Source organism: Microterricola gilva (assembly GCF_004217495.1).
GTDB classification, from domain to species: Bacteria; Actinomycetota; Actinomycetes; order Actinomycetales; family Microbacteriaceae; genus Microterricola; species Microterricola gilva.
Genome location: NZ_SHLC01000001.1, coordinates 146,388 through 172,625, shown reverse-complemented (window position 1 = coordinate 172,625; position 26,238 = coordinate 146,388). Strand labels below are relative to the sequence as shown.

Below are 26,238 nucleotides of genomic sequence, written 5' to 3'. Positions count from 1 at the left end.
GGTTCTGTGTGGTGTTCGGTAGGGCGGATACGTTCGTGGGGGCGCGATGGCGCGCCGAGTACTGCCTCCGTGACGGGGCGGTGTTGAGGGTGCGGATGCCGCGCTAGCGCGCCTCGGCTCCTGCTTCCGTTTCTGCTTCGATGTCCGCTGAGGCGCGGGCGGCCTGGCAGTCGGCGCAGAGGCCCCAGAAGGTGACCTCGGCCGTCTGGATCTCGAAGCCGTGCGTGCTGTGCGGCGTGAGGCATGGCGCCTCGCCGATGACGCAGTCGACGTCCTGCACCGCCTGGCAGCTGGTGCAGACGAGGTGGTGGTGGTTGTCGCCGATGCGGTTCTCGTAGAGCGCGGGCGAGCCGGCCGGTTCGATCTTGCGCAGGAGGCCGGCACCCTCGAGTGCGGCGAGCACGCCGTAGACGGCCTGCATCGAGCTGTTCGGCAGCGTGCTGCCGATGGCACCGAAGATGTCCTCCGCGCTGCGGTGGCCTGGACGCTGGACGACGTCGAGCACCGCGAGGCGGGGGGCCGTGACCTTGAGCCCGGCGGAGCGCAGGCGCTCCTCTGGGCTCGTGGTTGCGGCATCCGATGTCATGACTCCACCGTAGCAGTTGTTTTGATCGAGTCAAAACAACTATCGCGGCCCGCACAGCATTCACACAGCACGATTCGAACTTTCGACGCATGCGATCGACCAGCCGCGACTGCGATGATGGGATCATCCCCCGATCTTTGGAGCCATTCGCCGTGTCACCACGCCTGTTCTACCGCACACTCGCCATTGCCGAAGCGATCACCTGGACCGGTCTGATCACCGCGATGATCCTCAAGTACGGCTTCGACGCCGGCGGACTGCCCGTGCTGATCGCCGGCTCGCTGCACGGCCTCGTGTTCCTGACCTACGCGTTCACGGCGGTGCTCGTCGGTGTGAACCAGCGCTGGTCGATCCCGCTGATCATCCTCGGCGTGGTCACGGCGATCGTGCCATACGCCACCGTGCCGTTCGACATCTGGGCCGACCGCACTGGCCGCCTGGACGGACCGTGGCGCAAGGAGACCAGCGACGACCCGCGCGACAAGCACTGGATCGACAGCACCATGCGCTGGTTCCTCAACCACACCGCCGCGCTCGTCGGCATCTTCGTCATCGGCATCGCCGGCATCATGACCGTGCTGCTGATCGCGGGCCCTCCCGGGGGCTGGAGCTAGCACGCCGCCTCGGCCCCGACAGCGGGCGGGGGCGGCGCTCAGTCGATGCCGAACTCCGCCGCACGGCGCGCGATCTCGCGCCGACTCGACAGGCCGAGCTTCGCGAGGATCGCCGAGACATGATGGTCGGCGGTCTTCGGCGAGATGTAGAGGTTCGTCGCGAGCTCGGCGTTCGTCAGCCCCTTCGCGACGAGGCGGGCCACGTCGAGCTGGCGGTTGGTGAGCCCAGAGGGGTTCGACTTCGTGCTCGTGCGCCGCGGCGCCGGCAGCCCGCGCACTCCCGCTGCGGCGAGCAGGGCGCGGGCGCGGGCCGCCGTGGCGTCCAGCCCCATCTCCTCGAGCCGGACGAGGGCGCCAACCGCCGCGTCGCGGTTGGTTCCGTGAAGCTCGGCAAGCGATGCCTCGAATGGCGAGCCGAGCGCGCCCCATGCCGCGGCTGCCTCCGCGTGCGCTCCCGCCAGCTCGAGCCGGTGTGGCTCGGCCACGCGAGCGAGTAGCTCCGGCGCCCGCCCGAGGCGGGCGAGCCAGACGGCGAGCTCGCCGATCGCCCACTCCGTGCCGGGCAGCGACGCCGCGACGGCCATGTGCGCCGTCGACTCCTGAAGGCGCGTGTCATCGGCGCCGCCCACCCAACTCCGCTCGGCGATCGCGGCGAGCGTGCCAAGGATCATGAGCGACTCCCCGAGTTCGAGCGCGAGGCCCCACGCAGTGTCGAGGTGCTCGGCGACGGTCGGATCATCGCCGCTGGTGCGCAACGCGACGAGCGCGAGCACGAGGTGCGGCCAGACCGAGGCGAGCGGCGCGCTGCCCTCGTCGAGGATGGCCGCGGCGTCCTCGGCCGACGCGGCCCAATGCCCGCGCAGCAGGTGCAGGCGCGCTCGCATGCCGGTCTGCCACTGGTAACAGATGGGGATCTCCCGCGCGATGGTCACCGGGATCGATTGGGCCAGCACGTCCTCCGCCTCACGGAACCGGCGCTCCTCGATGTCGATCGCCACGAGGTTCGAGAACGCGGTCGTGCCGACCTCGTCGAGCGAGCGGTCGAGCGCCTGGGCGGCACGCAGCAACAGTCGAGGTCGGCCAGACGGCTCGCCGTCCACGAGGTCGACGGCCGCCTCGGTGATGGCGATCCGGATCGCAGTGGGGTCGTCGTCGAAGCCGAGCCAGTCGTCGACGACTCTCTGGCCTGCGGCACGGGGGTCGGCGGGGGCGCGCGCCGGTCGTGCCTCGAGCAGGATCGCGCGCGCGGCAGCCAGGTCGAGCCGCCGATAGGCGAGATACGCGAGCGTCGCCCGTGCAGACGCGGCATTCGGGGTGCCGTCGGCCGCGGCCACCGCGAGCTCGGCATGGTGCTCGGCCGCCTGTCGGCGGGCCGAGTAGTACTCGACCACGGCCCGACGGTCGTGCGCTGCGGCTGCGCCGCCCTGATCGCCGAGCCGTTCGCGCAGGCGCAGTGCCGCGTCGATCGACGTGATCGACTCCGGCAGCCGCGACACCATGTACTGCTCTGTGCTCAGGCGCTCGAGCATGTCGGCACGCTCGCGGGTTTCGGTGAGGTCGAGCGCCGCGCCGGCACCCCCGGTCGCCCCTGCCTCGACATCACCGTCGTTCAGCTGCGCGAGCGCGAGTTCGAGGAACGCAACCGCCTCGCAGTGCGAACCGGTGCGCGTCGCGACGTCGGCGGCGAGTGCGGCGTAGCGCTGGGTGCGGTGATCATCGCCGGCCGCCTCGGCGTGATGCGTCAGCACGGCGTAGTCGTGCGATCCGAACGCTTCGAGCGCCGCGAGGAGCCTCCGGTGCAGCAGGCTCGCGCCGCCAGGCCCGACCGAGTCGAGCACCGCGAGCCGCGCGAGTTCGTGCCGGAAGGCGATGCCGCGGCGGGCCCGGACGATCAGGCCGGTCGCCTCCAGCCTGCGAAGCAGCGGGAGGTCGATTCCGAGGGTCGGAAGCAGTCGGTCGTCGAGGGCGTCGGGGGCGGTCGCGATGAGCTGCAGGGTCTCAAGCTCGGAGGCGTCCAGGCCGGTCGTGCTCGCGAGCACCGCGTCGCGGATCGTCGCCGGCAACTCCTGCTCGGGATGCCGCGCGATCTCGCCGACGTAGAACGGGTTGCCACCCGTGAGTTCGTGCGCATGCCCGGGGTCGACGCCGGTGCCGTCGAGCACGGCCGCGACCGAGGCGAGCGAGAGCGGCCGCAGCGCGATCGACGAGGCGGTGTCGAGGCGGGCGATGTCGCCGAGCAGTGGCAGCAGCGGGTGCCCGACGCCCACGACGGTATCGCGGTAGCTGATCACGAGCAGCACGGGAAGTGCGTCGATGCGCCGCACGAGATAGCGCAACATCTCGACCGAGGCGGCGTCGATCCACTGCGCGTCCTCAATGACGAGCACCGTCGGGCGGGCGGCGACCGCCTCGACGAAGCGGGCTTCGCCGTCGATCGCGGCCACCCCGATTTGCCGCCGGGCGGTCTGCGATGCGCCGACCCCGGCCGGAGGTTCGAGCTCGCCGAGGGCATCGGCGATCGGTCCGAGCGGTCGCGGCGTTGTCAAGGGGTCGCACAGGCCGCTGAGGAGGCGCGGCCGAGTGCCGGTCTGCGCGAGACCACCGCGGTCCGGATCCGTCGCGGCGCGGATCAGGCTCGTCTTGCCTGCGCCGGCATCGCCGGTCACCGTGACGACGCGGCCGACTTCATCGATGCGTTGCACTTCGGCGAGGAGTATCGCGAGCTCGGGCTCGCGCTCGAAGAGCCCCATGACAGCAGCGTACGTGTCATGGGGCCGGTTCGGGGGGTCGATTTCGACCATGCGGTGCTGTGCACGCGGTCAGGCGAGCCGAGCAACGAAAGCGCGCTGGGAATCCGCGCGCAGCTCGGCGGCGATACGCCGGTTCTCGAGGTCCAGCGCGACCGACTCGTGCGTGAGCGGCTCACGGCGTTGCCCGAGGCCCAGGCGGCGGCCGGCGAAGGTGCCGAAGCGCTCGACGAGGTCGGCGAGGCACGCGACCAGGCGGCCCCGCCACGCGTCGATGTTCTCAGCCGCGGCGCCTCCGCTCGCGAAGACGGGGGCAGGAAGGGTGGCGTCCACAGTGATCACCGCGCTTCCCTGGCCGTGTGCGGGCCGAACTCCGCGACGACCTCCGAGACGAGGTTCGCGGGGAACCCGCCCCGGCGAGCGTGCTCGCGCACCGTTTCGCCGTCGTCGGTGCGGTGGATGCAGTAGAGCTTGTCGCCCGCGACGTAGGTGGTGACCCACTGGTACTCGACGCCGAGCGAGTCGACTGCGGCGTTCGATACCGTCGAGATCTCCGCGAGTTCGGTCAGGCTGAGCTGGGCAGCACCGGGAACTTCGCGTTCGATGATGAATGTCTTCATGGTTACCGTTCCTTCTTGTGACTCCGGCTGGTACCGGATGTCTCAATCGTCACGGCGGCGGGTGCGTCCAGGCATCGGGAGGACTTCCCCATGTTGGGCTGGCGGCTGAGTGCGCGGCGATGGGGAGCTGGCGGCCGACTGCTCACCGTCGGCTACGAGCGGCAGTGCGCGCTGGTCTGGAGCCCTATTCGACGACCACGACCCCGACCATGCGGGGGTGCGGGCTGCAGCTGTAGTTGACGGTGCCGGCCTCGGTGAACACGTGCGTGTAGCTGCCCTGCGTCATCAGCTCGCTCACGAAGCTGCCGTCGGCGGCCACGACATCATGCTCGACGACGCCGTCGTCGAAGATCCAGGTCACGGCCTGGCCCGGCTTGACGGTGACCGTTGCCGGCGTGAACGTCATGTCCTTGACGGTGACGGTCGCTGCGACGTCGACGGATGCCGCATCGGCGGATGGCACGACGTCCGGCTTGCTCGAGCAGCCGCTCAGCACGAGCAGCGCGGCCACAGCGAGCAGTGCGACGGCGAGCGCCACCGCCGATCGACGCGTGCGAGTCGGGCGTCCCGCGACTGCGAAACCGGCGTGAGTGTGAACCATCGTGCTCCTTGCGTTGCGCCGGGATTCGGCCCATCCAGCCTAGGCCGGGCGGCCGGGCGTGAGAGACCGTCGGGCCCAGAGCGGAACGGTAGACTGGGCGGAGCCAGCATCCGCCAGCCGTGCCTTGTCGTCCTGGGCCGTGCCATTGCTTTTGGGAGAGCGCCACTCGTGACCGAAACCCCCGCCACTACTTCTGCGCCTGCTTCTGCGGGCCGCGGTGTCGCCGACACCGTTCAGAATGCCGCCGCGACGCCCGAGAAGGAACAGCCGTATGGCGCCCTCGGCCTGAAGCCCGATGAGTACGAGCAGATCAAGAAGATCCTCGGTCGCCGCCCCACCTCCGGCGAGCTCGCCATGTACTCGGTGATGTGGAGCGAGCACTGCTCGTACAAGAGCTCCAAGAACTACCTGCGCCAGTTCGGCCAGAAGGTCTCCCCCGCCATGAAGAAGAACCTCATGGTCGGCATGGGCGAGAATGCCGGCGTCGTCGACGTCGGTGAGGGCTGGGCGGTCACCTTCAAGATCGAGAGCCACAACCACCCCAGCTACATCGAGCCGTTCCAGGGTGCGGCGACCGGCGTCGGCGGCATCGTCCGTGACATCATCTCGATGGGCGCCCGCCCCGTCGCCGTGATGGACGCCCTCCGCTTCGGTGACATCAACCACCCGGACACGGCCCGCGTCGTGCACGGCGTCGTCTCCGGCATCTCCTTCTACGGCAACTGCCTCGGCCTGCCGAACATCGGCGGCGAGACCTACTTCGACTCGGTCTACCAGGCCAACCCGCTCGTCAACGCCCTCGCGGTCGGCGTGCTCCGCCACGAAGACCTGCACCTGGCCAACGCAAAGGGCGTCGGCAACAAGGTCGTGCTCTTCGGTGCCCGCACCGGCGGCGACGGCATCGGCGGCGCCTCGATCCTCGCCTCGGACAGCTTCGACGAGGGCGGTCCAACCAAGCGCCCCGCCGTGCAGGTCGGCGACCCGTTCGCCGAGAAGGTGCTCATCGAGTGCTGCCTCGAGCTCTACAAGAACGAGCTCGTCGAGGGCATCCAGGACCTCGGCGCCGCCGGCATCAGCTGCGCGACGAGCGAACTGGCGGCCAACGGCGACGGCGGCATGGTCATCGCCCTCGAGAACGTGCTGCTGCGCGACCCGACGCTCACCGCCGAGGAGATCCTCATGTCGGAGAGCCAGGAGCGCATGATGGCGATCGTGACCCCGGAGAAGCTCGAGGGCTTCCTCGAGGTCGTCAAGAAGTGGGATGTCGAGACCAGCGTGCTCGGCGAGGTGACCGACACCGGCCGCCTCGTCATCAACTGGCACGGCGAGGAGATCGTCAACGTCGACCCGAACACGGTCGCCGTCGACGGCCCCGTCTACGACCGCCCGGTCGCCTACCCGAGCTGGATCGACGCCCTGCAGGCCGACAGCGCCGCGACGCTCGCCCGCCCGGCGGATGCCGCAGAGCTACGCGCCCAGCTGCTCACGCTCGTCGGCAGCCCGAACCTCGCCGACAAGACCTGGATCACCAGCCAGTACGACAAGTACGTGCTCGGCAACACCGCGCTCAGCTTCCCGGATGACGGCGGCATGGTGCGCGTGGACGAGGAGAGCGGCCTCGGCTTCGCCGTCGCCACCGATGCCAACGGCCGGTACTGCCAGCTCGACCCGAAGGCCGGCGCCCGCCTGGCCCTCGCCGAGGCGTACCGCAACGTGGCGACGACCGGCGCGGTTCCCGTCGCCATCTCCGACTGCCTGAACTTCGGCTCGCCGGAGAACCCGGAGGTCATGTGGCAGTTCAGCCAGGCCGTCGAGGGCCTGGCCGACGGCTGCCTCGAGCTCGAGGTTCCCGTGACCGGCGGCAACGTGTCGTTCTACAACCAGACCGGCGATGCCCCCATCCACCCGACGCCCGTCGTGGCCGTGCTCGGCGTGATCGACGACGTCGCCCGCCGCATCCCCTCGGGCTGGCAGGATGACGGACACAACATCTACCTGCTCGGCACGACCAAGCTCGAGCTTGACGGCTCGGCCTGGGCCGGCGTCATCCACGACCACCTCGGTGGTCGCCCGCCGGTCGTCGACCTCGCGGCCGAGCGCCGCCTGGCCGGACTGCTGCACGCGGCATCCGTCGAGGGCCTCATCGACAGCGCCCACGACCTCGCAGACGGCGGCCTCGGCCAGGCCCTCACGGAGGCCGTGCTGCGTTTTGGCGTCGGCGCCCGCGTCTGGCTCGGCGACCTGGCCGAGCGCGACGGCGTCGACACGGCGACCGCGCTCTTCTCCGAGTCGACCGGTCGCGTCATCGTCAGCGTTCCGCGCGAGGACGACGTCAAGTTCCGCGGCCTCTGCGAGGGACGCGAGTACGAGGTGCTCCGCATCGGCGTGACGGATGCCGGCACCGACGGCCTCGACATCCAGGGCGAGTTCCACGTTCCGCTCGAGGAGCTCCGCACCGCGCACCGCTCCCCGCTGGCCGACGCCTTCGGCCCGGTGGTCGGCTACTAGCCACCAGTCGCACGCGGAAGGGCCCGGTCGCTCGCGACCGGGCCCTTCCGCGTTCCCGCTCCGGCATGAGGGCCATGCCGTGCTGCCGTCTCCAGACCCCGCTTACCGGGGGCTGCGTCAGGCTCGTGGCTGACCGTAGGCTGGTGCCATGAGCGATCAACCGCACGGCCGGTTCCAGGTGATTCCGGCCGCGTACGTGCTCTTGCTGCGGCCGGGCTCCGGCTCCGGAAGCCTGTACGCGGGGACCGACACCGTTGGCGCTGACGAGGTGCTGCTGCAGTTGCGCCGCGGAACCGGATACTACGACGAGCACTGGGCCTCTGGCGCGGCCGGCCACGTCGAGCCGGGCGAATCCGTGTTCGCCGCCGCAGCCCGTGAGGCACGCGAAGAGCTCGGCGTCACGATCAACCCTGCTGCGCTGCATCCCTTGACCGCGATGCACCGCACCCACGGCAACGGCCGATCGATCGATGAACGCGTCGACTTCTTCTTCGCCTGCCGCGAGTGGGACGGAACGCCGGAACTGCAGGAGGAGAAGGCAGCCGGTCTGGCCTGGTTCCCGCTGGACGCCCTGCCTACCCCGGTCGTGCCGCACGAGCTGTTCGTGCTCGACGGCCTCCGCACCGGCACCCTCGCCTCGACGGTGGCGTACGGCTTCTGAGCGACGCCCGCCAGTCGGCGCAGCGGCCGAGCCGCGTCACGACTTCGTCTGACGGCACCGCACAGCACCACGGGCTGACGCACCACCGTGTCCAGAGATCGGACGTCTTGTCATGGAACCAACGCGGCTGTGCTTATATGGACGGTGAGCGGCCGCGCACACACGTCAGCGTCGACACGAAACGTCTGACCGCCACCCCCGCACACCAGACGATCCACCCACCATGAGCGAAGGAACGAGAAGCACCGTGAGCACCATTGAACGCGCAGAGGTCTTCGTCACGAGTCCCGGACGCAACTTCGTCACGCTGAAGATCACCACCTCTGACGGGGTGACCGGCCTCGGCGACGCGACCCTGAACGGGCGCGAGCTCTCGGTCGTCGCCTACCTCAACGAGCACATCATCCCGATGCTGATCGGGCGCGACCCGCAGAACATCGAGGACACCTGGCAGTACCTCTACCGCGGAGCGTACTGGCGCCGCGGGCCGGTGACCATGGCGGCGATCGCCGCCGTCGACGTCGCCCTGTGGGATATCAAGGGCAAGATCACGGGCCAGCCGGTGTACCAGCTGCTCGGCGGCGCCTCTCGCACCGGTGCGCTTGCATACGGGCACGCCTCCGGCTCCGACATCCCCTCGCTCTTCACCTCGATCCAGAACCACCTCGACCAGGGCTTCAAGGCGATCCGTATCCAGACGGCGGTTCCCGGACTCGGACAGGTCTACGGCGTCGCGAGCGACCAGGCGCCCGGCCAGCGCTACGACTACGAACCGGCCAAGCGCAGCGCCGTGCCCGTCGAGGAGGAGTGGGACACCACCGCCTACCTGAACCACCTGCCGAGCGTCTTCGCCGCCGTGCGCGAGAAGTTCGGCTACGAGCTCCCGCTGCTGCACGACGGCCACCACCGGATGACGCCGAACCAGGCCGCCATCCTCGGCAAGTCGCTCGAGCCGTACAAGCTGTTCTGGCTCGAGGACTGCACGCCGGGCGAGAACCAGGAGGCGCTGCGCCGCGTCCGCTCCCAGACGACGACGCCGCTCGCGATCGGCGAGGTCTTCAACACGGTCTTCGACTACCAGACGCTCATCACCGAGCAGCTGATCGACTACGTGCGCAGCGCCGTTACCCACACCGGTGGCATCAGCGCGCTCAAGAAGATCATGGACTTCGCGGCGATCTACCAGATCAAGTCCGGTTTCCACGGCCCGACCGACATCTCGCCGGTCGGCATGGCCGCCGCGCTGCACCTCGACATCGCCATCCACAACTTCGGCATCCAGGAGTACATGAAGCACTCCGCCGACACGCTGGAGGTCTTCGAGACCAGCTACACCTTCGAGAACGGCCTGCTGCACCCTGGAACGAACCCCGGTCTCGGCGTCGAGTACAACGAGGAGCTGGCCGCGAGCTTCGAGTACACGCCGGCCTACCTGCCCGTCAACCGACTGAAGCTCGACGGCACGATCCACGACTGGTGATCGCGCAGCGCCCAATCAGCTGACCAGCTGCGCTGAGCGCAGAAGGGCCTACTCGCGAGAGCCGGCCCTTCCGCGCCGACGGGTGTGTCTGGGACGCGTGCCGCCCGCACGCGACGGTGCGCCTGGCGGCTCCCGGCGTCAGTCCGCGGCCGGCCCGGCCGTCAACGCGTGCCCGTCCGCGTGCGCGCGGAACGCCTGGGCAGCACCCTCCGGCTCCGTTCCGTCGAGAGCGCTCAGCAGCCCACGGTGGGTCTCGGCGATGGCGTGCCAGTCGCCGCCGAAGTTCGGGTCGGACAGCACGTGGAGGGCGCGCAGGCTCGGCTCGATCTGCTCCCACATGCGGGGCAGGTAGATGTTGCCGCTCTGCTCGATCACGGTGCGGTGGAACACGAGGTCGAGCTCGCGGAACCGCGCAATATCGCCTGCGGATGCCGCGTCGTGCATCTGCTCGATCACGCTCTCCAGGTCCGTGCGGGCCACGTCGGTGAGGTGCCCGCAGGCCAGTGAGGCTGCCAAGCCCTCGAGTGCGATGCGCACCGTGCGCGCCTGCTCCGCCTCCTCGGCGCTGAACGTGGTGACGAAGCTGCCTCGATGCGGAACGTGCGTCACCACGCCCTCGTGGATGAGGCGTTTGAGCGCCTCACGCACCGGCGCCTGGCTGACCTGGAGTTCGCGAGCCAACTGAGACTCGACGAGCTGCGCACCTGGCTCGAAACTGCCGTCGCGGATCGAGGTCTTGATGAGCGCGTAGACCCTGTCCGAGAGCAAACCTCTGTCCAGACTCAGAGAGGTGTAGCCTGCATCGCTCATCTGCTCAACCTATCGTCATGATGCGTGGATGTCGTCGTGGGGACCTCCGGGATGCCGTAGACCGCCTTGGCCGTGCCGCCGTAGATCAGCGCGCGCTCCTCGTCGCTGCAGCCGGCGAGTTCGGCGTCGATGCGCGCGACGATGCCGAGATGGTCGAGGCCGGTGCGCGTGGAGATCGGCCAGTCGCTGCCGAAGAGCAGTCGTCCCGCACCGAAGCACGCGAGCGCCGCACGCACGATGCGCGCGGGATCGTCCGGGCGGCCGGCGTCATCCGCGGCAGAGAGGATGCCGGAGATCTTCGCGTTCACCGTCGGGTGTGTGGCGACTTTCGCCAGTTCGGCCTCCCAGCCGTGCTCGATCGGGTCCTGCCCGATTCCCATGTGGCAGAGCACGATGGTGAGCGCGGGGTGCCGTTCGGCGAGGTGCGCGACCGAACTCAGCTGGGCCGGCCGCAGCAGCAGCTCGAGCACCAGGCCGTTGGCCGCCAGGCCCGCGCAGAGCGCGTCGACACCGGGGATGGCGGCGAGGTCATCGGGGGCGCCGTGGGCAGGGATGCGCACACCGGCGACGGGCCCGCCGCTCGCCAGCGAACGTACGACGACAGGGTGCACGGCGCCGGCCCAGGCCTCCGGGTCGTCGCTCGGGTCGTACTGCAGCACGATCGCGTCGATGCCGGGAACACCGGTTCCGGATGCCGCGGCACCGGGGAAGCGTGCGGCCTGCTCGAGCAGCCACTCCGCCTCGAGCAGCGTCTCGCCGGCCTGCACGCAGATGATGCCGTCGGCGAGGGGCGAGCGCACCGCGTCGAAGTCGTAGCGCTCGGCCAACGTCGGCACGGCGGAGAGCCAGGGCAGGCGGAACACCGCGGTGTCCCACATGTGCACGTGCGCGTCGAGAAGTGCCATGCCGCTCAACCCTCGCCGCCCCATTGGGTCTCCGTGTCCATTCCCCACACCGGGGTGAGTAGTTCGTTGTCTCCTGGCCCCTCGAAGACGAGCGTCGAGATGAGGGCAGCCCACTCCGGATCGACCGGCCCGATCTCCCGGAGCCTCTCGAGCGCCGCCTCGGTCTCTGGCGTCGACTCGATGACGTGAAAGAGCTCGTCGCCGATGCTCCAGATGCGCCAGCTCAGGATGCCGGCATCGCGCAGCGACTCGAACACGGCCTCCGGCAGGCGCGCGTGCACCCGGGCATAGATCTCGGCCATGCCCGGCCGCACTCGGGTGCGCCGCGCGGTACGCACGATCCCGGTCACAGCCGTCCTCCGCCGCTTGCCTGCGGCAGTGTGCCGCCCCGCGGCAGCAGCCCGGCGGCATCCAGCTCTGCCCAGAGCGCATCGGGAATGGGCCGGTGCCAGGCCGCGACGTTCGTCTCCAGCTGCGCGACGTCGGTCACACCGATGAGCACGACCGTGCTGGCCGGGTGCGCCGCGCTGTACGCCTGAGCCACGTCGGCGAGGGCGAAGCCGTGCCGCACGGCGATGGCCTGCATTCGGCGTGCCATCTCGAGCTGCTCGGCCGCGGCCGGGCGATAGGCGAATGTGGCCTGACCGCTCGGATCCGCGAGGATGCCGGAGTTGAACACGCCGCCGAGCACAACGCCGATACCGCGCTCGATGCACACCGGGAACAGCTCATCCGCCGCGCTCACGTCGAGCAGCGAGTATCGGCCGGCGATGAGGAGGACGTCGAGGTCGAAGTTCCGCACGAACTCCAGCGGCAGCTGCCACTGGTTCATGCCGACGCCGACCGCGCCGATCACGCCCTCGTCGCGCAGCTGCAGCAGGGCCGGGATCGCACCGGTGCTCGCCTCGGCCGCGTGGTCGTCTGGGTCATGCACGTAGACGATGTCGACGTGGTCCCGCTGCAGGCGGGCGAAGGAGGCGTCGAGGCTGCGCAGAACGCCGTCTCGGGAGAAGTCGTAGTGCCAGGCACCGGTTGCGGGGTCGACGATGCGGCCGACCTTGGTTGAGATCGTGACGGGCGCATCGCCGATCTCCCGCAGCGCGACCCCGATGGCGAGCTCGGCCTGGCCGATCTCGTAGAACGGGGCCGTGTCGAAGTAGGTGACGCCCCGCTCGATCGCCGCGGCGACGACCCGGGTGGCCTCGGCCTGGTCGGCACGGTTCGAGAGCCTGGCGGTGCCGAGACCGAAGCGACTGACCGGCACGGCCGCACCGACGGTGGTCGTCTGCATGGTGGGCTGCGCAGCCCGCGACTCCGGCATCGGCGGCTCAGACAATCTCGGGTCGCCCATCGGCGATCCACTGCTGGTACTCCGCCTGACCGGCGGCGTTCAGCGGGTAGTAGCGGCGCAGGGCCCCACCGGCGCGCAGCTTCATGCGGGAGAAGTGTTCCCAGTCCTCGTGCTTCTGGCTGGCGGCGAGAATCGCCTCCGCCTTCGCCACGGGCACGACGACGGCGCCGTCATCGTCGGCGATGATGATGTCGCCAGGGATGACGAGCGCGCCGCCGACGGCGATCGGCACGTGGTACGCCCAGGCGAAGAGTTCGCCTTGCGAGGCGTAGTGCGGGGTGCCGCCGCGCGACCAGACGGGCAGCCCATCCTCGCGCACCGCCTGCGAGTCGCGGATGCGGCCGTCGACGACGAGCCCGACCCCGCCACGGTTCTGCAGATGCTGAGCCAGCATCTCGCCGACCACACCGGAGCGCGAGGAGCCGTAGGCCTGCACGACGAGCACGTCGCCTGGCTGGATCTCGTCGAGCACGCCCCAGAGCGCCGTTGCGCGCTCGACGTACTCCTGCGTCTCGCCGGCATCCTGGTAGATGTCCTCGCGCAACGGCATGAACTGCAACGTGACGGCCCTGCCGACGATGCGCGTGCCAGGCATCGTCGTCTGTGGACCCTCGATCAAGGTCTGCGAGATGCCCATCCGGTGCAATTGCGCGCAGGCCGTCGCCGAGCTGATGCCGGCGAAGGCCTCGACGATGGCCGGGTCGAGCTGCGCAATCTCAGGGCCGCGGACGGGCAGATTCCAGATGCCGCCGATTCGTGGCACGTCGTCGGAGAGCGCCTCGTCGGCGGTGGTGGTCTGGAGCAGCTCGCTCATGGCGATACCTCGGTTTCGTGGGTGCGGTCGGATTGGGGGGGGCGGCGCCGGCCGGTCAGCCGGCAGTGCCGGTCGCGGTGAAAGCGGGGCGGCGCCCACTCGGCCGGGTGAGGAGCGTGAGCTCGGCGCGGTGGTTTGGCGGCAGTTCGATCAGGCACTCCGCTGCGCCGATCTCCACGGTCTGCTGCACCGCCTCACCCGGAAGCGACCGGTACGCCGGTGATGGCCCCGGGTAGTCGCCGCCGGCCTCACCGGAGGAGGTGACCGAGACGATGTCCCGTTCTCCGAAGCGGCCGGGACGCACAATCACGCGGCGGGTCTGCGTCATGCTGAGGTTCACGAGCTCGAGCCGGATGCACTCGCCGTCGATCGAGCGCACGAGGGCGGCGACATCGGCGGGCAAGCCCTGCCGGCCTTCATCGGCGTCTTCGTAGGAGAGCGCGGCGAACGGGATGCCGCCGTTGTAGAGCACCTGCGGGGCGCCGGCGACCAGCTGAGTCAGCACCTCGGTGACCACCGGGTTCACTTGCTGCCAAAAGTGGATGTGCACGGTGCGGATGTCGGGGTCTTCCGCCTCGATCAGGGCCATGCGCCGTGCGACCTGGCCAAGCGCACCAGCGAGGGCTGCCTCGGGGTACTCGGGGTTCTCGCCGTTCAGGTAGGCGAGCCACGGGCGTTCGTGCCCGGCCTCCTCCTTGTCACGGAACGGTCCGAAGCCGATGGCCGATTCGACCGAACCGGCGATCACGCGGTCGAGGCGTTCACGGTCGGCATCCTCGCGCGAGAACCACCACAGCCACATCGGCATGCTCATTGGCATCGGGCCGAAATCGAACCAGCCGTCCTTGCCGAAGCGGTGCGGAACGAGCAGCGCGGGCTCTGCAGACGCGGCACCGAGGCGGTCCTGCCACCCGGACTGGATGCTCATCGGCGTGTCGTCGACGGAGGCCGTGATGGCGTGCTCGAGCACCGTGTCCAGCGGCGTGCGGGCGAGGTCGAGGTAGGAGTTGTCGCCCGTGACGAAGGCGGCATTCATCGCACCGATGAGCGCACCCATCTCGACGGAGAGCAGGCCGTGCGGCCAGGTCCAGCCGTAGTGGCCGCCGAACCAGCGCCCGTCGTGCATGCCGCCGGCGCGGCCGTCTGGCGATACGTTGTCGGGAATCAGCCCGTCATTGTCTGCCGCACGCGCGCGCCAGCCGTCGACGTAGCGGGCGATCCAGCGCTCGCTGGGCTCATCGCCGTCGTAGAGCCAACGGTTGAGCACGAGACTTGTCGAGGCGAGGTTGATCGGCACGTCGCCGGCGCCGAGCACGACCTGCATCGCGTCGCCCATGGCATCCGCCTTGGCCGGATCCTCCAGATCGCTCCAGCCTGAGATGCCGGGCAGGTACTCCAGCGGCAGTCCGTACGGGCGCATGTACTCCTGGGATGCCGGGTAGCTGAGCCACTCGGGGCCGAGACCATCGAGCAGCCCGCGAGCGCCGTTGTGCGGCGCGGCGATGGTGTTGCTCTCCACGTCGTAGTTGCCCCCGCGAGCATCGGTGTAGAGCTCGGCGAAGCGCCTGGCGCGTTCGCGGAACTCGGCATCGAGCGGATCGGCGGCGCAGAGGGCGTAGAAGAAGATCAGTGATTCGCCCTGGTGGAACCAGTCGTAGCCGTTCTCGAACTCGTCCGTGAGCATTCCGGCCTCGGTGAGCTGGGCGGTGACCCCCGCCCAGTGGTGCTTGGCGGCATCCAGAATCTCGCGCGAACCGCCCAGGCTGTAGAACGCCGGCCAGTTGAAGAAGGCCTCGTAGAAGTCGTCGACCCCATCGCGTGAACCCTCGAAACCGCGATCGAAGCGCAGCCGGCCGTCGGCCTCGGTGAACTTCTCGGCGAAGACCCGCCAGCTCTCCTCGACGGTGTCGAAGAGCCGGCGTTCCAGAACCGCCCAGCTCGGAATCGTCGTCATCGGGATGACGAGGATGTCGCGCTCAGCCACGGCGCAGCCCCCCGTCGGCGATGAGCACTGCCGTCATCGCGACGGCGCGCGAGAAAATCGTCATTGATTGCGTCCTTCAGGTGGCGGGTGTGGAACTGACCTTACGATAATCGATAATCGTTTGCAATCGCATCCTCGCCCGCCCGAGCCGTCGTCGCCGCCGCCGCGCACACGCAACGACTGGCCCCGCCGAAGCCGGCGCGGCCAGTCGTTGTGTGCTGCTGATCGCTCAGGCGGCGAACCGCAGCGTTGCTGCGAAGGCGCCTCCCCCCGGCACATCTTCCGCCCGGACTGCGAGAATCTGCGAGCCGCTGAGCAGGGCCCGGCGCAGGATCTCGTCGACGACGCCGTAGTTGATGCCGTCATCCGCCGCATCGACGGTGACGGCGCCGGATTCCGCATCGATCTTGCCGGGAATCGAGCGGTCGATGTCGACGAACAGCGTCTCGATCGCGCCGAAGGTCGCCGCGCGCGCCACATCGCTGAGGTCTGTCGACGCGCGGCCGTTGGCCTGCCGGTCGGCGAAGCTCTCCCGCAGCAGGGCGAGCTGGGCGGCGTAGATCTCGTCGAGGATCAGGCGGGCTGATGCCGCGAGTTCGGCGTCCGGGATCTCCTCCGGGTTGCCGGCGATCGTCTGCGTCGCCAGGTGCGGGTATGTGCTCACGCCGCGGAAGATGCTCACCAGCGGTTCGGCGCCGGCGATGATCAGCGGAACGTTGAGTCCCGTGAACGTCGGTCGGAGTGCGCGCACGATGGCGCGAGAGTACTCGGCCATGCGCACCTTCTGCCCCTCAGCGCCCTGGATGCGCCCCGCGGTCGTGATGCCGCCGCCCGAGCGTCCGCCGGTCTGGTGCCCGGCCGGTGCCCGTCCGGCGACCGGGTCGAGGGCCGCGCCGTCTGCAACGTTCTCCGGCATCCCGGCGACCTCGATCCGATGCGGAACATCGTCGGCGCTGATCTCGAGCAGGCGCACGGAGTTCTGGGCCAGAGCGAGAACGAAGGCCGTCTGGGGGAACGTCGCCGCCCGCATGAGCGGTTTCACGTAGAAGCGGTCGGAGACCTCGACAGCGGCCTCCAGTCGGTTCGGCAGTCGGAAGGTCTTCAGCCCCGATGGTGTCGCGAAGAGGGCCAGACTGTTGGACAGATGCGTCCAGAACGCGCGGTCCTCGATGAAGTCGGCGATCTGGTCGGTGATCGCCGCGATCTGCCGTTTGTCGGCACCGGCCTCACTGAGTTGGCGCTGCGCTTCGTCGACCTGATTGCGCAGTTCGATGCGGGAGGCTTCCGAGTCCTTTGGGAGCGGACTGGTCGGAAGGTAGATCGAGACGCTCTTCGGATCCCTCGCCGTTGCGAGGGCCAAGATCGTGTCTCTGCTTGGGATATCGGTGTGCTGCACGTGTAACTCCCCATCGTCGTTCCATGCTCAGGGAGCCAGATGCCGACCCCGAGTGAAACGACTCGAATGCGACGAGCTCCCTCGTTCGCCAGTCTATGTTCGAGCGGCGCGGAACGGGAGGGTCGGTTCGGATCAGTTCGGGGTCGACGGCGCGGAGCGCGGACGGGCGCTCGGCGCTACAGCGCGATCACGCAGCTGGGCGCGCCGGTCGCGAACTCGCCGAGCAGGGCGCCGGGCAGGCCGTCCTCGCCGATGGCGAAGGTGCTGACCGCGTTCGAGAGCTGATTGGCCACGTGCAGACGCCCGTCATGCTGCAGGTGGTGGCGCGGCCAGTTTCCGCCCGTGCCGATCTCGGCGAGCGGATGCAGCGTGCTGCCGTCGGCGGAGATGCCGAAGCTGTGCAGTGTGTTGCGCCGGCGCACGGTGGCGTGGACGCGCGCGGCGGCCGCGTCGATGCTGATGTGCGCCCCGCAGTCACCGTCGACCGGAGCCTCACCGGCGGGGAGGATCGGGAACATGCCCGAAAGTGCATACGTCGAGCTCCCGGCGACGGGGGCGACGACGGCGATCTCGATCGAGTACTCGGTGATGATGTAGATGTGCCCGCTTGGGTGCAGATCGAGCAGGCGCGGCCCGCTTCCGGCCGGCAGGGCGAGCTCCTGGTCGAGCCGCAGCTCGAAGCGTTCGGCCCCCTCCGCGCCGCCGTTCGGGACGACGCTCCACACCCGCAGCAGATCATGCCCGAGGTCGGTCGTGGCGATTCGGCCGTCTGGGAGTGCGAGCGCTGCGTGCGCGCGACTCGGTCGCGGCGCGCTGCCGGAGGCCGCGGCCGCGAGGTCCACCGCGGGCGCGCCCTCGAATCGCGCCGCGATGCCCCCGCGCTCGTCGAGCGTGAAGAGGCACACGATGCCGTCGCCGTAGCTGCTGGACACGAGCCAGCGGCCACCGGGATCCACCGCGACGTGGCAGACCAGGGCGCCGGCCGGCCACGGCCCGCCGAGCGGGCTGAGCGCTACCGCCGCATCCGGCGTGAGCGCCTCCGCGGTACCGGCACCGCCCTCGATGGCGAAGGCGCGCACCTCCGCCGCATCCTCGCACGCGGCGTAGACGACCGGCAGCAGCGGGTGGCGGGCCAGGTACGACGGTGAGCCGACGGCAGCGGCCGTGCCGAGACCGGTGATCCCGGCATCCGGCGTCGCCACCGCGGCCTCGATGCCGAGTCCGGCTCCGGAGTCTCCCGTGTACCCACCGATCAACAACGTCGCGTCCATCTTCATGCCTTTCGAGGAATGTTTGTGCCGCGCGACTAGAAGTATGTGCGTACGACGTCGACGATCGTATCGTCTGCGTCGACGACCGGGATGTTGCTCCAGCGATCGAACGCGGTGCACGGGTGCGAGATGCCGAAGGCGATGAGATCGCCTGGCACCACCGTGACCCCGTCAGGCAGCGCGACGTAACCGTGGTGGTCGTCGAGTGTCGTGACGTTGGCGCCCTCGAGCACCTCCGTCCGCGCGGAGGAGAGATCCCCGGCGGCATCCGCACGGCGCAGCAGGAGCGGCACGGGCAGGCCCGAGTCGATCGGCGCATCGCGTTTGCCCATTCCGACCAGGGCGAGGCCCGCTTCGGGCGCCGACAGCACCTGCGCCCAGAGCTGCAGCGCGCCGTTGAGCGAGCCCTCGGCCGGGATGCGGTTGAACGCCGTCTTGCCGACGTAGACACCGTCGTCGTGGCTGATGTACGCGCCGCTGCGCAGGATCACGCGGGCATCGGGCAGCACCGATCGTGCCCATTCCACCGTGAGCTCGGTGCCCACCTGGTCGAAGTAGGCGCTGCCACCGGCAGTCACGATGGCGTCGGGCGGCAGGAGTTCGGCCGCGGCCAGCTCCTCGACGATCGCACGCACGCCGGCGAAGTAGCCCCGCACCGCCTCCACCCCCGGGAGCCCGCCCTCGTAGGAAGAGACCCCGAGCAGACGGATGCCGGGCGTCGCGCTGACGAGATCCGCCAGCGCGCGCGCCTCGGCGTGGCTGCGCACGCCCGTGCGCCCACCGGGGAAGCCGACATCGAGCAGCACCGGGAAGCCGCCGCGTGCTCCGCTCGCCAGGCCGTGCTTCTCGCCTGCCGCGGCGATCGCGCGCACACCGGCCGCGGAGTCGACGAAGCAGGCGAACTCGAATGCGGGGTCGGCCGCCAGCTCCGCGGCAATCCAGTCCAGGGCCGTTCCGTCGAGCACCTCGTTGGCCAGGATCACTCTGGCCACCCCGGAACGGCGGGCGACCAGCAGTTGCGCGGGCGTTGCGACGGTGATCCCCCACGCGCCGGCGTCGATCTGGCGCCGCCACAGCTGCGGGGCCATCGTCGTCTTGCCGTGCGGGGCGAAGAGCAGGCCGTGTCGGGTGGCGAAGGCGGCCAGGGCCCGAATGTTGTGCTCGAGTGCGTCCTCGCGGAGCACCATCACCGGCCAGGAACAGCTGCCACCGAAGAGGGATGGCCGCTCGGCGAGGTAGCCGGCGAGTGCCTCCCGCTCCTCCCCTGCTGCAGACGCTGGGCCAGGCGCCGCGGGCGCCCAGATCCCCTTGTCGCGCCAGCTCGGCGCAACGACGACCTCCGGGGCGGCCGCGGCGGCGCTCATGCGCCGGCCCTCGACTCCGCCAGGATCTCGGCCAACAGATCGACCTGGGCCGGGTCGGCGAGCGCCGAACCGACGGCGACCGTCGACACCCCGGCGTTCAGGAAGGACCGCGCATTGCCTGCATCCACCCCGCCGGTCGCGACGAAACGGAGGTTCGGGAACGGGCCGCGCATCGCGGTGAACCAGCCGGTGCCGAGCACCGTGGCCGGGAACGCCTTGACCCAGGTGAACCCGAGTCCGACGGCGGCCTGGATCTCGGTGGCGGTGGCCACGCCGGGCAGGTGCGGCAGCTCAAGGCGCGTGCTGGCCTCGGCCACGGCCCGGTCGAGGCCGGGCGACACCGAGAAGGCGGCGCCGAGGCGCTTGCTCACCTCGACCTGCTCGACGCTCACGACGGTCCCGGAGCCGACGAGCTTGCCGCGTTCCGCGCCGGCGCGGATGACGGCCTCGAGGCTGGGCACGGCGTCCGGCGTCTGGATCGGCACCTCGACGAGCTCGATGCCGAGATCCCAGGCGCGGTGCGCCAACTCGACGGCCGGCTGCGGGTCCATGTTGCGGAAGATCGCCATGACGGGCGAGCCGCCGAGCAGGGTTTCAATGTCATGCGCCATGGGTGGCCTCTTTCTCGGGGTGGGAGTTGGCTTGGTTGGAATCGGCAGGGTGTGAATCGGTGGTCTCTGAGCTCATGGCGTCCGGCAGGGTGAGCCCGGTCCACTCGGCGTCGGTGGAGGCGGCGAGCGCGCGCAACACGCTCCGCGACGGTAGCACCGCGATGTCGCTCACGGCTCCGAGCGTGTAGCCGGCCATGACGTGGCCGAGCCGGAGCGCCGTCGCCGTGTCATCGCCGTCCAGCCAGGCGGCGAGGTAGCCGGCCGCGAAGGCATCCCCGGCGCCGACCGACTCGACGACGTCGACGCGCAGGGCGGGAACGAACGTCGCGCCTGCCGCCCCGAAGTGGGTGGCGCCGAACTCGGCGTCCTTCACGACGAGCGCCGCGACATCCGGGAACAGCGCCCGCACGCTCGCCGCATCGCTCGTGCCCCAGAGCGTCTCGGCCTCGTCGCGGCCGACGATCACGATGTCGGCGGCCCTGGCCAGCTCGAGCAGGCGGGGGCCGGCCACCTCGACGCTCCACAGCGCCGGGCGGTAGTTGACGTCGAAGCTCACGGTGGGTTCGGATGCCGCCCGCTCCACGAGCACGCTCTGCAACAACGCGTCGCAGCTCGCCGAGAGGGCCGCGGTGATTCCGGAGACGTGCACTAGCCGGCGTTCGCTCAGCCGGAGCCCGGCGAGGTCGCTCGGGCCGAGGGCCGAGGCCGCGGAGCCCGCGCGGTAGTAGTAGACCCGGTTGACGCCAGAGGAGTGGTCCTTGAAGTAGAGCCCGGTCGGGCGGGTGGGATCGGTGACGACCTGGGGCGTCTCGACACCGCGCTCCCGGAGCGTTCGCAGGATCCGCTCGGCGTGTGGGTCGGCCCCGAGCCGGCTGAACCACTCGGCGCGGGCGCCGAGCTGCGCCAGACCGGCCGCCATGTTCGACTCCGCGCCGCCGATGTGCGCGGCGAGCTCGCTGGCCGCGGCGAGCGACTCACCGGACGCCGGCACGAAGAGCAGCATCGTCTCGCCGATGCACAGCGTCTCGGCGATTTCGACAGGCTCAATCATCGGGGAAGTTGTCTCAATCATCGGGGAAGTTGTCTCAATCACCGGGGCGGTTGGCTCAATCGGGGTTGTCGGCTCAGTCACCGGGATTGTCTCCTCGATCATCGGGTGGGCTCCTCAGGCTTCGGGGTAGGGGTCTCAGACGACATGCTGGTGGCCTCGGCGGCGGCGACGTACCCCGCCCCGCGGACCGCGCGCCCCGGCAGGGCACGCGTCCGCTCGCCGTGCAGGAGCGTCGGCACTCCGTTCACGAACACGTGTGGGATGCCGGTGGGCGCCAGCGTCGGTTCGTCGTAACTGGCCGGCGATCCGACGGTCTGCGGGTCGAAGACGAGGAGATCAGCCCACGCCCCCACCGCGACAACACCGCGATCGTCGAGGCCGAGCCTGGCGGCCGGCCGCGAGGTGGCGTGCTGCACCGCGGCCTCGAGCGAGAGGATGCCGCGCTCGCGCGCGAAGTGGCCGAGCCACAGCGGGAACGAACCCCAGCCACGCGGATGCGGCTTCGCACCCACGAGGATGCCGTCGGTCCCGACGGTGTGCGCGGAGTGGCGCATCACCGCGAGCATGTTCTCCTCGTTGCCGACGGCCATCAGGCAGCCGGGGCCGAGTCGGTCGGCGATCAGCAGCTCGGCGAAGAGCTCACCTGGCGCGACGCCGCGCTGCGCGGCGAGCTTGGCAATGGTGTGCCCGATCGCCCACTCGTTCTCCTGCTCGCTGACGGCCGAGATCGAGATCGTCCGCCAGTCGACGGGCACTCCGTGTTGGCCATCGGATCCGGTCACCTCGATCTCGTGCAGAATGCGCGCCCGGCTCTCCGGCTGCGCGAGCAGTGTGAGCGTGGCATCCGCCCCCTCCGACTGCGCCCAGCCTGGCAGCATCGAGGCGAGATAGGTGGCGCTGGCGAGGTAGGGGTAGGCATCCAGCGTCACATCGTCGCCCGCCGCGATGGCCTCGTCGATCGCCGCGAGCAGCTCGGGGGCCCGCCCGGCGTTCACTGGGAAGTTCACGTGGCAGTGCGCCAGGTGCAGGGGCACGCCGGCGCGGCTGGCCAGGGTGAGGCAGTCGCCGTAGCTCTCGATCACGGCCGAACCGTAGTTGCGGTGGTGCGGGCAGTAGTAGCCACCATGTTCGCGCACCGCGGCGAGGGCGTGCTCCAGCTCCGCGTCGCTCGCGTACATGCCGGGCGCGTAGCTGAGTCCCGTCGACATGCCGACGGCCCCGTCGCGCATGCCTTGAGCGACATATTCACGGATCTGCTCGAGCTGCTCCGAGCTGGCGGATGCCGCATCCATGCCCATCACGTTCATCCGCGTGGCTCCGTGCGGCACGAGCACGGCGACGTTCGTCGGGGTGCCCGCGTCGACGCGCTCCAGGTACTCGGCGATGCTGCGCCAGGCGTAGTCGAGCGCCGGCTTGCCGTTCCACCCGGCGATCTGGTCCAGGACGGCCGCCATCGTGGCGTCCGTGACGGGCGCGTAGCCGAGGCCGTCCTGTCCGACGACCTCGAGCGTGATGCCCTGCCGCACCTTGGCGAGGTGTTCGGGGTCGGACAGCACGGCGAGGTCGGAGTGGGCGTGCATGTCGATGAAGCCGGGGGCGACGACGAGGCCGGTGACGTCGAGGATCCGGGCTTCGACGGGCTCACCCCGGTGTGCGGCGTCGGCGGGCTCGGCCGACGGAACGATCGCGCTGATGCGTCCGGCGCTGATGTGCACGTCGGCCGGGTAGCGGGTGCCGCCGCGCCCGTCGATGACGTCGCCGCCGCGCAGGATCCAGTCGACCACGATTCCCTTTCTCGCTCTCGCGGCATGAGGCCGCCGATCGTGCTGCATCCATGCCCCGACCCGGTCGTGTGCATATGTTGCAACAGCCTGTGCAACAATGGACGCAGCATTGAGTCTAGAGGAGGAATGCCGTGTCGCAGACAGTGCAGCGCGCCACCGAGATCATCGAACTCCTCGCCGAGCGCCCCCGCCCACTCAGCGAGGTGGCCACGCACTTCCGGGTGCACCGCTCCACCGTCTTCCGCCAGCTGCAGACCCTCGAAGGCGCCGGCTTCGTCGTGCATCGCGCTGACGGGAACTACGACATCGGCACGCGCATCATCGCCATCGCCCAGCAGGCCCTCGACAACCTGGACCTCCGCCGGATCGCGCATGACGAGCTGCGCGCCCTGCAGTCCAGGGTCGGTACGACCGTGCACCTCGCCCAGCTGCTTGAGCGCAAAGTCGTCTACATCGACAAGGTCGACGGCGGCGGCAGCGTGCGCATGTACTCGCGCATCGGCCTCCCGGTGCTGCCGCAGGCCACCGGCGTCGGCAAGGTCATCCTGGCAGCCCTGCCGGAGGGCCGGCGTGATGAACTCCTCGCCGGCACCGAGTGGACGGCCTTCACCAGCACCACGCACACGAGCCGTGCGAGCCTCGACGTCGAGCTCGCCGAAATCGGGGCACGCGGTTGGGGCGTCGACGACAGTGAGTTCGAGGACTTCATGAACTGCATCGCCGCGCCCATCAGCAATTCAACGGGCACCGTGCTCGGCGCCCTCTCCATCAGCTCGATCAAGGTCGTCAACGACCTCGACGCGTTGAAGCGCCACCTGCCCGATCTGCTCGCGACCACCGAGCGCATCGCCAGGGCGCTCGGCTAGCGGCATCCGCCTGCCGCCGCCCCACTCAATCAGTCATCCTCCGCCCCTCGAACAGCAAGGACACCCCATGACCAAGCAGGCCATCACCATTCCCAACGCCCCGAAGCCGGCCGGCCCGTACAGCCACGGCGTCGTCGCGAACGGCTTCCTCTACACGGCCGGGTTCGGCCCGCAGGACCCGGCGACCGGCGAGGTTGTCCCCGGCGGCGTCGGCGAGCAGACCGCACAGGTACTGCGCAACATCCAGGCCGTTCTCAACGAGGTCGGCGCATCGATGGATGACGTCGTCAAGACCACCGCGCACCTGCAGCACCTCAAGCGCGACTTCGCCGAGTACAACGAGGCATACGCCGGCTTCTTCAGCGAGCCCTACCCGGTGCGCACGACCGTCGGCAGCGATCTCTACGACATCCTCGTCGAGATCGACGTCGTCGTGGCGCTGCCCCAGGCGTAACCGGTCTGGATGGTTCCGGATGCCGCACGCGGCGGCATCCGGAACCAACCTCACTCCCCGCAGCCGGACGCCGGACCGACGCACCGCCGCGAATCAGATCGTGAACGTGGTGCCGGTCAGAGCCTCCGACTCGCGCCACACGCGCTCGGCGATCGCCCGGTCGAGGCTGGTCGCGCTGGGCGTGTGCAGCCTCGGCTCGCCCTTGACGAGGTAGCGCGGGCCCCAGTACTGGCCGCCGCGCGCGGCCGGGTCGGCCACCGCGCGCACGATCGGCCATGCGCCGCGATCCTTGCCCTGCGTGAACGGCGCCTGGAGGTTGTCGACGAAACGCTTGCTCCTGCTCGGCTCGTTCACGCCGGGCACCCGCGGGGTGCGGCCGCCGATCGAGTAGCCGGGGTGGGCGACGAGTGCCGAGGTACGCACGGGCGGCACGGCCGCCCCGCCGCTCGCCGCTGCCCCGTCGGCGTCGCTCGCCGCTGCTGCCGCCCGCAGCCGTCGGTCGAGCTCGAATCCGAACACCTGCGCCGCGATCTTCGACTGCGCGTAGGCCCGCCACGGCTGGTAGCCGCCTGCCAACGGTAGATCCTCGAGCGAGGAGTCCATCAGGCGCGAGATCATCGAGCCGAGCGTGACGACCCTGCTCCCGGGCGTGCGGAGCAGCGCCGGCAGCAGCTGCGCGGTCAGCGCGAAGTGCCCGAGGTAGTTGGTGGCCAGGACGAGCTCGAGGCCGTCGACGCTCAGCCCCCTCCGCCTGGGCGGGTGCACGATGCCGGCGTTAAGCACGAGGCCGTCGATCCGCTCAAGGTCGAGCAGCTCCGCGGATGCCGCGCGCACCGAATCGAGCGATGAGACGTCGAGCGTGAGGGTGCGGACCGCGGCGTCGGGTACGCGGGCGCGGATGGCGTGCGCGGCGGCATCCGCCCTGCTCGGATTGCGGCAGGCGAGCACGACCGCGGCGCCCGCACGCGCGAGCTGCTCGCTCGCGAAGAATCCGAGGCCGGCGTTGGCGCCTGTCACGACGATGGTTTTTCCCGCCTGCGACGGGATCGCGGACGGGTTCCAGCGCGCACCGGCGCTCACCCTGCCGGCCACAGCCACTACGAGGCGCTGTCGCCGGGCGCTGCGGGCTCGGCCGCGGCTCCGTTGGCGCCGGCGAGCTCCTCGTGGTGCTGGATCACCTCGGCGACGACGAAGTTGAACCACTTCTCGGCGAAGGCCGGGTCGAGGTGGGATTCCTCGGCAAGCGCGCGCAGCCGAGCGATCTGGCGCGCCTCACGGGCTGAGTCGGTGGGCGGCAGGCCGTGGTCGGCCTTGAGCCGGCCGACACGCTGCGTGTACTTGAAGCGCTCGGCGAGCATGTGGATGAGCGCAGCATCGATGTTGTCGATGCTCAGCCGGATTCCGTCGAGTTCTTCTCGCGCTTCGCGCTCGTCTGCAGCCATGCTTCGACCTTATCGCCCACCCGCCGCGGCGAGCGCTCGATGACGCACCGCGGCACCGCGCCGCGCGCGGCGACAGTGGTCAGCGGGCGGCCGGGCTCGGCGCGCGGGCGGCCGGGTGCGCGTTGCGCGCCAGTTACCGCGCTACGCGCCAGAAACTACCGCGTCATATCGCGGTTTCTGGCGCACAACCGGCGGCGCGTGCCGGCAGGGCGCCCGGCGGGTGCAGCCTGCGGCGGTAGAAGACCGCGTTGCGCGCTAGAAATAGCTGCCGCGAAATCGCGGTTTCTACCGCACAGCGGGCACAGCGGGGCGCGTCGG

25 protein-coding genes are annotated in these 26,238 nt (G+C 70.0%); 6 read left to right on the top strand and 19 right to left on the bottom strand.

Annotated elements, in window-relative coordinates; translation table 11 throughout:
• Positions 1 to 103 precede the first annotated feature (103 nt).
• Entirely contained in the window at positions 104 to 586 is a 483-nt protein-coding gene (locus EV379_RS00725; RefSeq protein WP_130504469.1) for a Fur family transcriptional regulator, read from the bottom strand.
• Positions 587 to 738: 152 nt separating this feature from the next.
• Here EV379_RS00725 and EV379_RS00720 point away from each other — a divergent pair, with 152 nt between their 5' ends.
• Positions 739 to 1,200 (top strand): DUF3817 domain-containing protein, encoded by a 462-nt coding sequence (locus EV379_RS00720; RefSeq protein WP_242616173.1) that lies wholly within the window; start codon positions 739 to 741, stop codon positions 1,198 to 1,200.
• Between the two features lie 38 nt (positions 1,201 to 1,238).
• Here the strand turns inward: EV379_RS00720 and EV379_RS00715 are convergent, their stop codons facing one another.
• The 4 genes from EV379_RS00715 to EV379_RS00700 all read right to left on the bottom strand — a co-directional run bounded on the left by EV379_RS00715 (position 1,239) and on the right by EV379_RS00700 (position 5,168).
• Positions 1,239 to 3,950, bottom strand: a complete 2,712-nt coding sequence (locus EV379_RS00715; protein WP_130504467.1) for an AAA family ATPase — start codon at positions 3,948 to 3,950, stop codon at positions 1,239 to 1,241.
• A gap of 69 nt (positions 3,951 to 4,019) precedes the next feature.
• Complete coding sequence (locus EV379_RS00710) at positions 4,020 to 4,289, bottom strand: hypothetical protein (protein WP_130504466.1); 270 nt, start codon at positions 4,287 to 4,289, stop codon at positions 4,020 to 4,022.
• Positions 4,286 to 4,567, bottom strand: a complete 282-nt coding sequence (locus tag EV379_RS00705) for a DUF4242 domain-containing protein (RefSeq protein ID WP_130504465.1) — start codon at positions 4,565 to 4,567, stop codon at positions 4,286 to 4,288. Before EV379_RS00705 ends, EV379_RS00710 begins: the two co-directional genes overlap by 4 nt.
• A 184-nt stretch (positions 4,568 to 4,751) precedes the next feature.
• Positions 4,752 to 5,168: a plastocyanin/azurin family copper-binding protein gene (locus EV379_RS00700; protein ID WP_130504464.1), complete on the bottom strand. Its 417-nt coding sequence runs from the start codon at positions 5,166 to 5,168 to the stop codon at positions 4,752 to 4,754.
• Between the two features lie 168 nt (positions 5,169 to 5,336).
• Here EV379_RS00700 and purL point away from each other — a divergent pair, with 168 nt between their 5' ends.
• The 3 genes from purL (at position 5,337) to manD (ending at position 9,817) form a co-directional block, all read left to right on the top strand.
• A complete protein-coding gene (gene purL, locus EV379_RS00695; RefSeq protein ID WP_130504463.1) occupies positions 5,337 to 7,676 on the top strand; it encodes a phosphoribosylformylglycinamidine synthase subunit PurL in 2,340 nt (779 codons plus the stop codon).
• 148 nt (positions 7,677 to 7,824) lie between these two features.
• Positions 7,825 to 8,337, top strand: a complete 513-nt coding sequence (locus EV379_RS00690) for an NUDIX domain-containing protein (protein ID WP_130504462.1) — start codon at positions 7,825 to 7,827, stop codon at positions 8,335 to 8,337.
• A gap of 247 nt (positions 8,338 to 8,584) precedes the next feature.
• Positions 8,585 to 9,817 carry a D-mannonate dehydratase ManD gene (manD, locus tag EV379_RS00685; protein WP_278044012.1) on the top strand — a complete coding sequence of 411 codons (1,233 nt, stop codon included), beginning with the start codon at positions 8,585 to 8,587 and terminating at the stop codon, positions 9,815 to 9,817.
• A gap of 138 nt (positions 9,818 to 9,955) precedes the next feature.
• Here manD and EV379_RS00680 read toward each other — a convergent pair whose 3' ends face one another.
• From EV379_RS00680 to EV379_RS00625, 12 genes are all read right to left on the bottom strand, one after another.
• Positions 9,956 to 10,627, bottom strand: a complete 672-nt coding sequence (locus tag EV379_RS00680) for a GntR family transcriptional regulator (protein ID WP_130504460.1) — start codon at positions 10,625 to 10,627, stop codon at positions 9,956 to 9,958.
• Entirely contained in the window at positions 10,624 to 11,532 is a 909-nt protein-coding gene (locus tag EV379_RS00675; RefSeq protein ID WP_165397247.1) for an amidohydrolase family protein, read from the bottom strand. The genes EV379_RS00680 and EV379_RS00675 overlap by 4 nt, the downstream gene beginning before the upstream one ends.
• 5 nt (positions 11,533 to 11,537) lie before the next feature.
• Positions 11,538 to 11,882 (bottom strand): L-rhamnose mutarotase, encoded by a 345-nt coding sequence (locus EV379_RS00670; protein ID WP_130504458.1) that lies wholly within the window; start codon positions 11,880 to 11,882, stop codon positions 11,538 to 11,540.
• The gene (locus EV379_RS00665) at positions 11,879 to 12,823 is read right to left on the bottom strand and encodes an aldo/keto reductase (RefSeq protein ID WP_130504457.1); all 945 of its coding nucleotides are present in this window, start codon (positions 12,821 to 12,823) and stop codon (positions 11,879 to 11,881) included. The genes EV379_RS00670 and EV379_RS00665 overlap by 4 nt, the downstream gene beginning before the upstream one ends.
• A gap of 37 nt (positions 12,824 to 12,860) precedes the next feature.
• Positions 12,861 to 13,697 (bottom strand): RraA family protein, encoded by an 837-nt coding sequence (locus EV379_RS00660; protein ID WP_130504456.1) that lies wholly within the window; start codon positions 13,695 to 13,697, stop codon positions 12,861 to 12,863.
• A gap of 55 nt (positions 13,698 to 13,752) precedes the next feature.
• Positions 13,753 to 15,681: a DUF8034 domain-containing protein gene (locus EV379_RS00655; protein ID WP_242616172.1), complete on the bottom strand. Its 1,929-nt coding sequence runs from the start codon at positions 15,679 to 15,681 to the stop codon at positions 13,753 to 13,755.
• Between the two features lie 229 nt (positions 15,682 to 15,910).
• Entirely contained in the window at positions 15,911 to 17,077 is a 1,167-nt protein-coding gene (locus EV379_RS00650; RefSeq protein ID WP_130504455.1) for a baeRF11 domain-containing protein, read from the bottom strand.
• A gap of 176 nt (positions 17,078 to 17,253) precedes the next feature.
• On the bottom strand, positions 17,254 to 18,348 hold the full coding sequence (locus EV379_RS00645) for a lactonase family protein (RefSeq protein ID WP_165397246.1): 1,095 nt from the start codon (positions 18,346 to 18,348) through the stop codon (positions 17,254 to 17,256).
• Between the two features lie 35 nt (positions 18,349 to 18,383).
• A complete protein-coding gene (locus EV379_RS00640; RefSeq protein WP_130504453.1) occupies positions 18,384 to 19,712 on the bottom strand; it encodes an alanine racemase in 1,329 nt (442 codons plus the stop codon).
• The gene (locus EV379_RS00635) at positions 19,709 to 20,323 is read right to left on the bottom strand and encodes a bifunctional 4-hydroxy-2-oxoglutarate aldolase/2-dehydro-3-deoxy-phosphogluconate aldolase (protein WP_130504452.1); all 615 of its coding nucleotides are present in this window, start codon (positions 20,321 to 20,323) and stop codon (positions 19,709 to 19,711) included. The genes EV379_RS00640 and EV379_RS00635 overlap by 4 nt, the downstream gene beginning before the upstream one ends.
• Positions 20,313 to 21,374 (bottom strand): sugar kinase, encoded by a 1,062-nt coding sequence (locus EV379_RS00630; protein ID WP_130504451.1) that lies wholly within the window; start codon positions 21,372 to 21,374, stop codon positions 20,313 to 20,315. The genes EV379_RS00635 and EV379_RS00630 overlap by 11 nt, the downstream gene beginning before the upstream one ends.
• A gap of 98 nt (positions 21,375 to 21,472) precedes the next feature.
• On the bottom strand, positions 21,473 to 23,158 hold the full coding sequence (locus EV379_RS00625; RefSeq protein WP_242616171.1) for an N-acyl-D-amino-acid deacylase family protein: 1,686 nt from the start codon (positions 23,156 to 23,158) through the stop codon (positions 21,473 to 21,475).
• Between the two features lie 131 nt (positions 23,159 to 23,289).
• On the opposite strand from EV379_RS00625, the gene EV379_RS00620 reads away from it, so the two are divergent.
• Both EV379_RS00620 and EV379_RS00615 read left to right on the top strand, forming a co-directional pair.
• Positions 23,290 to 24,024, top strand: a complete 735-nt coding sequence (locus EV379_RS00620) for an IclR family transcriptional regulator (protein ID WP_130504450.1) — start codon at positions 23,290 to 23,292, stop codon at positions 24,022 to 24,024.
• Between the two features lie 67 nt (positions 24,025 to 24,091).
• Entirely contained in the window at positions 24,092 to 24,478 is a 387-nt protein-coding gene (locus EV379_RS00615) for a RidA family protein (protein ID WP_055835708.1), read from the top strand.
• A gap of 93 nt (positions 24,479 to 24,571) precedes the next feature.
• On the opposite strand, the gene EV379_RS00610 is transcribed toward EV379_RS00615, so the two are convergent.
• Both EV379_RS00610 and EV379_RS00605 read right to left on the bottom strand, forming a co-directional pair.
• Positions 24,572 to 25,558 carry an SDR family NAD(P)-dependent oxidoreductase gene (locus EV379_RS00610; RefSeq protein WP_130507204.1) on the bottom strand — a complete coding sequence of 329 codons (987 nt, stop codon included), beginning with the start codon at positions 25,556 to 25,558 and terminating at the stop codon, positions 24,572 to 24,574.
• Between the two features lie 17 nt (positions 25,559 to 25,575).
• Positions 25,576 to 25,920 (bottom strand): chorismate mutase, encoded by a 345-nt coding sequence (locus tag EV379_RS00605; protein ID WP_130504449.1) that lies wholly within the window; start codon positions 25,918 to 25,920, stop codon positions 25,576 to 25,578.
• Positions 25,921 to 26,238 lie beyond the last annotated feature (318 nt).

Bases quoted from the DNA above. Each gene is read 5' to 3' on its own strand.
- EV379_RS00675 (WP_165397247.1), bottom strand. From the start codon at position 11,532: ATGGCACTTCTCGACGCGCACGTGCACATGTGGGACACCGCGGTGTTC.
- EV379_RS00645 (WP_165397246.1), bottom strand. From the start codon at position 18,348: ATGGACGCGACGTTGTTGATCGGTGGGTACACGGGAGACTCCGGAGCC.
- EV379_RS00690 (WP_130504462.1), top strand. From the start codon at position 7,825: ATGAGCGATCAACCGCACGGCCGGTTCCAGGTGATTCCGGCCGCGTAC.
- EV379_RS00680 (WP_130504460.1), bottom strand. From the start codon at position 10,627: ATGAGCGATGCAGGCTACACCTCTCTGAGTCTGGACAGAGGTTTGCTC.
- EV379_RS00605 (WP_130504449.1), bottom strand. From the start codon at position 25,920: ATGGCTGCAGACGAGCGCGAAGCGCGAGAAGAACTCGACGGAATCCGG.
- EV379_RS00640 (WP_130504453.1), bottom strand. From the start codon at position 19,712: ATGAGCGCCGCCGCGGCCGCCCCGGAGGTCGTCGTTGCGCCGAGCTGG.
- EV379_RS00725 (WP_130504469.1), bottom strand. From the start codon at position 586: ATGACATCGGATGCCGCAACCACGAGCCCAGAGGAGCGCCTGCGCTCC.
- EV379_RS00665 (WP_130504457.1), bottom strand. From the start codon at position 12,823: ATGCAGACGACCACCGTCGGTGCGGCCGTGCCGGTCAGTCGCTTCGGT.
- EV379_RS00715 (WP_130504467.1), bottom strand. From the start codon at position 3,950: ATGGGGCTCTTCGAGCGCGAGCCCGAGCTCGCGATACTCCTCGCCGAA.
- EV379_RS00635 (WP_130504452.1), bottom strand. From the start codon at position 20,323: ATGGCGCATGACATTGAAACCCTGCTCGGCGGCTCGCCCGTCATGGCG.
- EV379_RS00660 (WP_130504456.1), bottom strand. From the start codon at position 13,697: ATGAGCGAGCTGCTCCAGACCACCACCGCCGACGAGGCGCTCTCCGAC.
- EV379_RS00630 (WP_130504451.1), bottom strand. From the start codon at position 21,374: ATGATTGAGCCTGTCGAAATCGCCGAGACGCTGTGCATCGGCGAGACG.
- EV379_RS00705 (WP_130504465.1), bottom strand. From the start codon at position 4,567: ATGAAGACATTCATCATCGAACGCGAAGTTCCCGGTGCTGCCCAGCTC.
- EV379_RS00700 (WP_130504464.1), bottom strand. From the start codon at position 5,168: ATGGTTCACACTCACGCCGGTTTCGCAGTCGCGGGACGCCCGACTCGC.
- EV379_RS00615 (WP_055835708.1), top strand. From the start codon at position 24,092: ATGACCAAGCAGGCCATCACCATTCCCAACGCCCCGAAGCCGGCCGGC.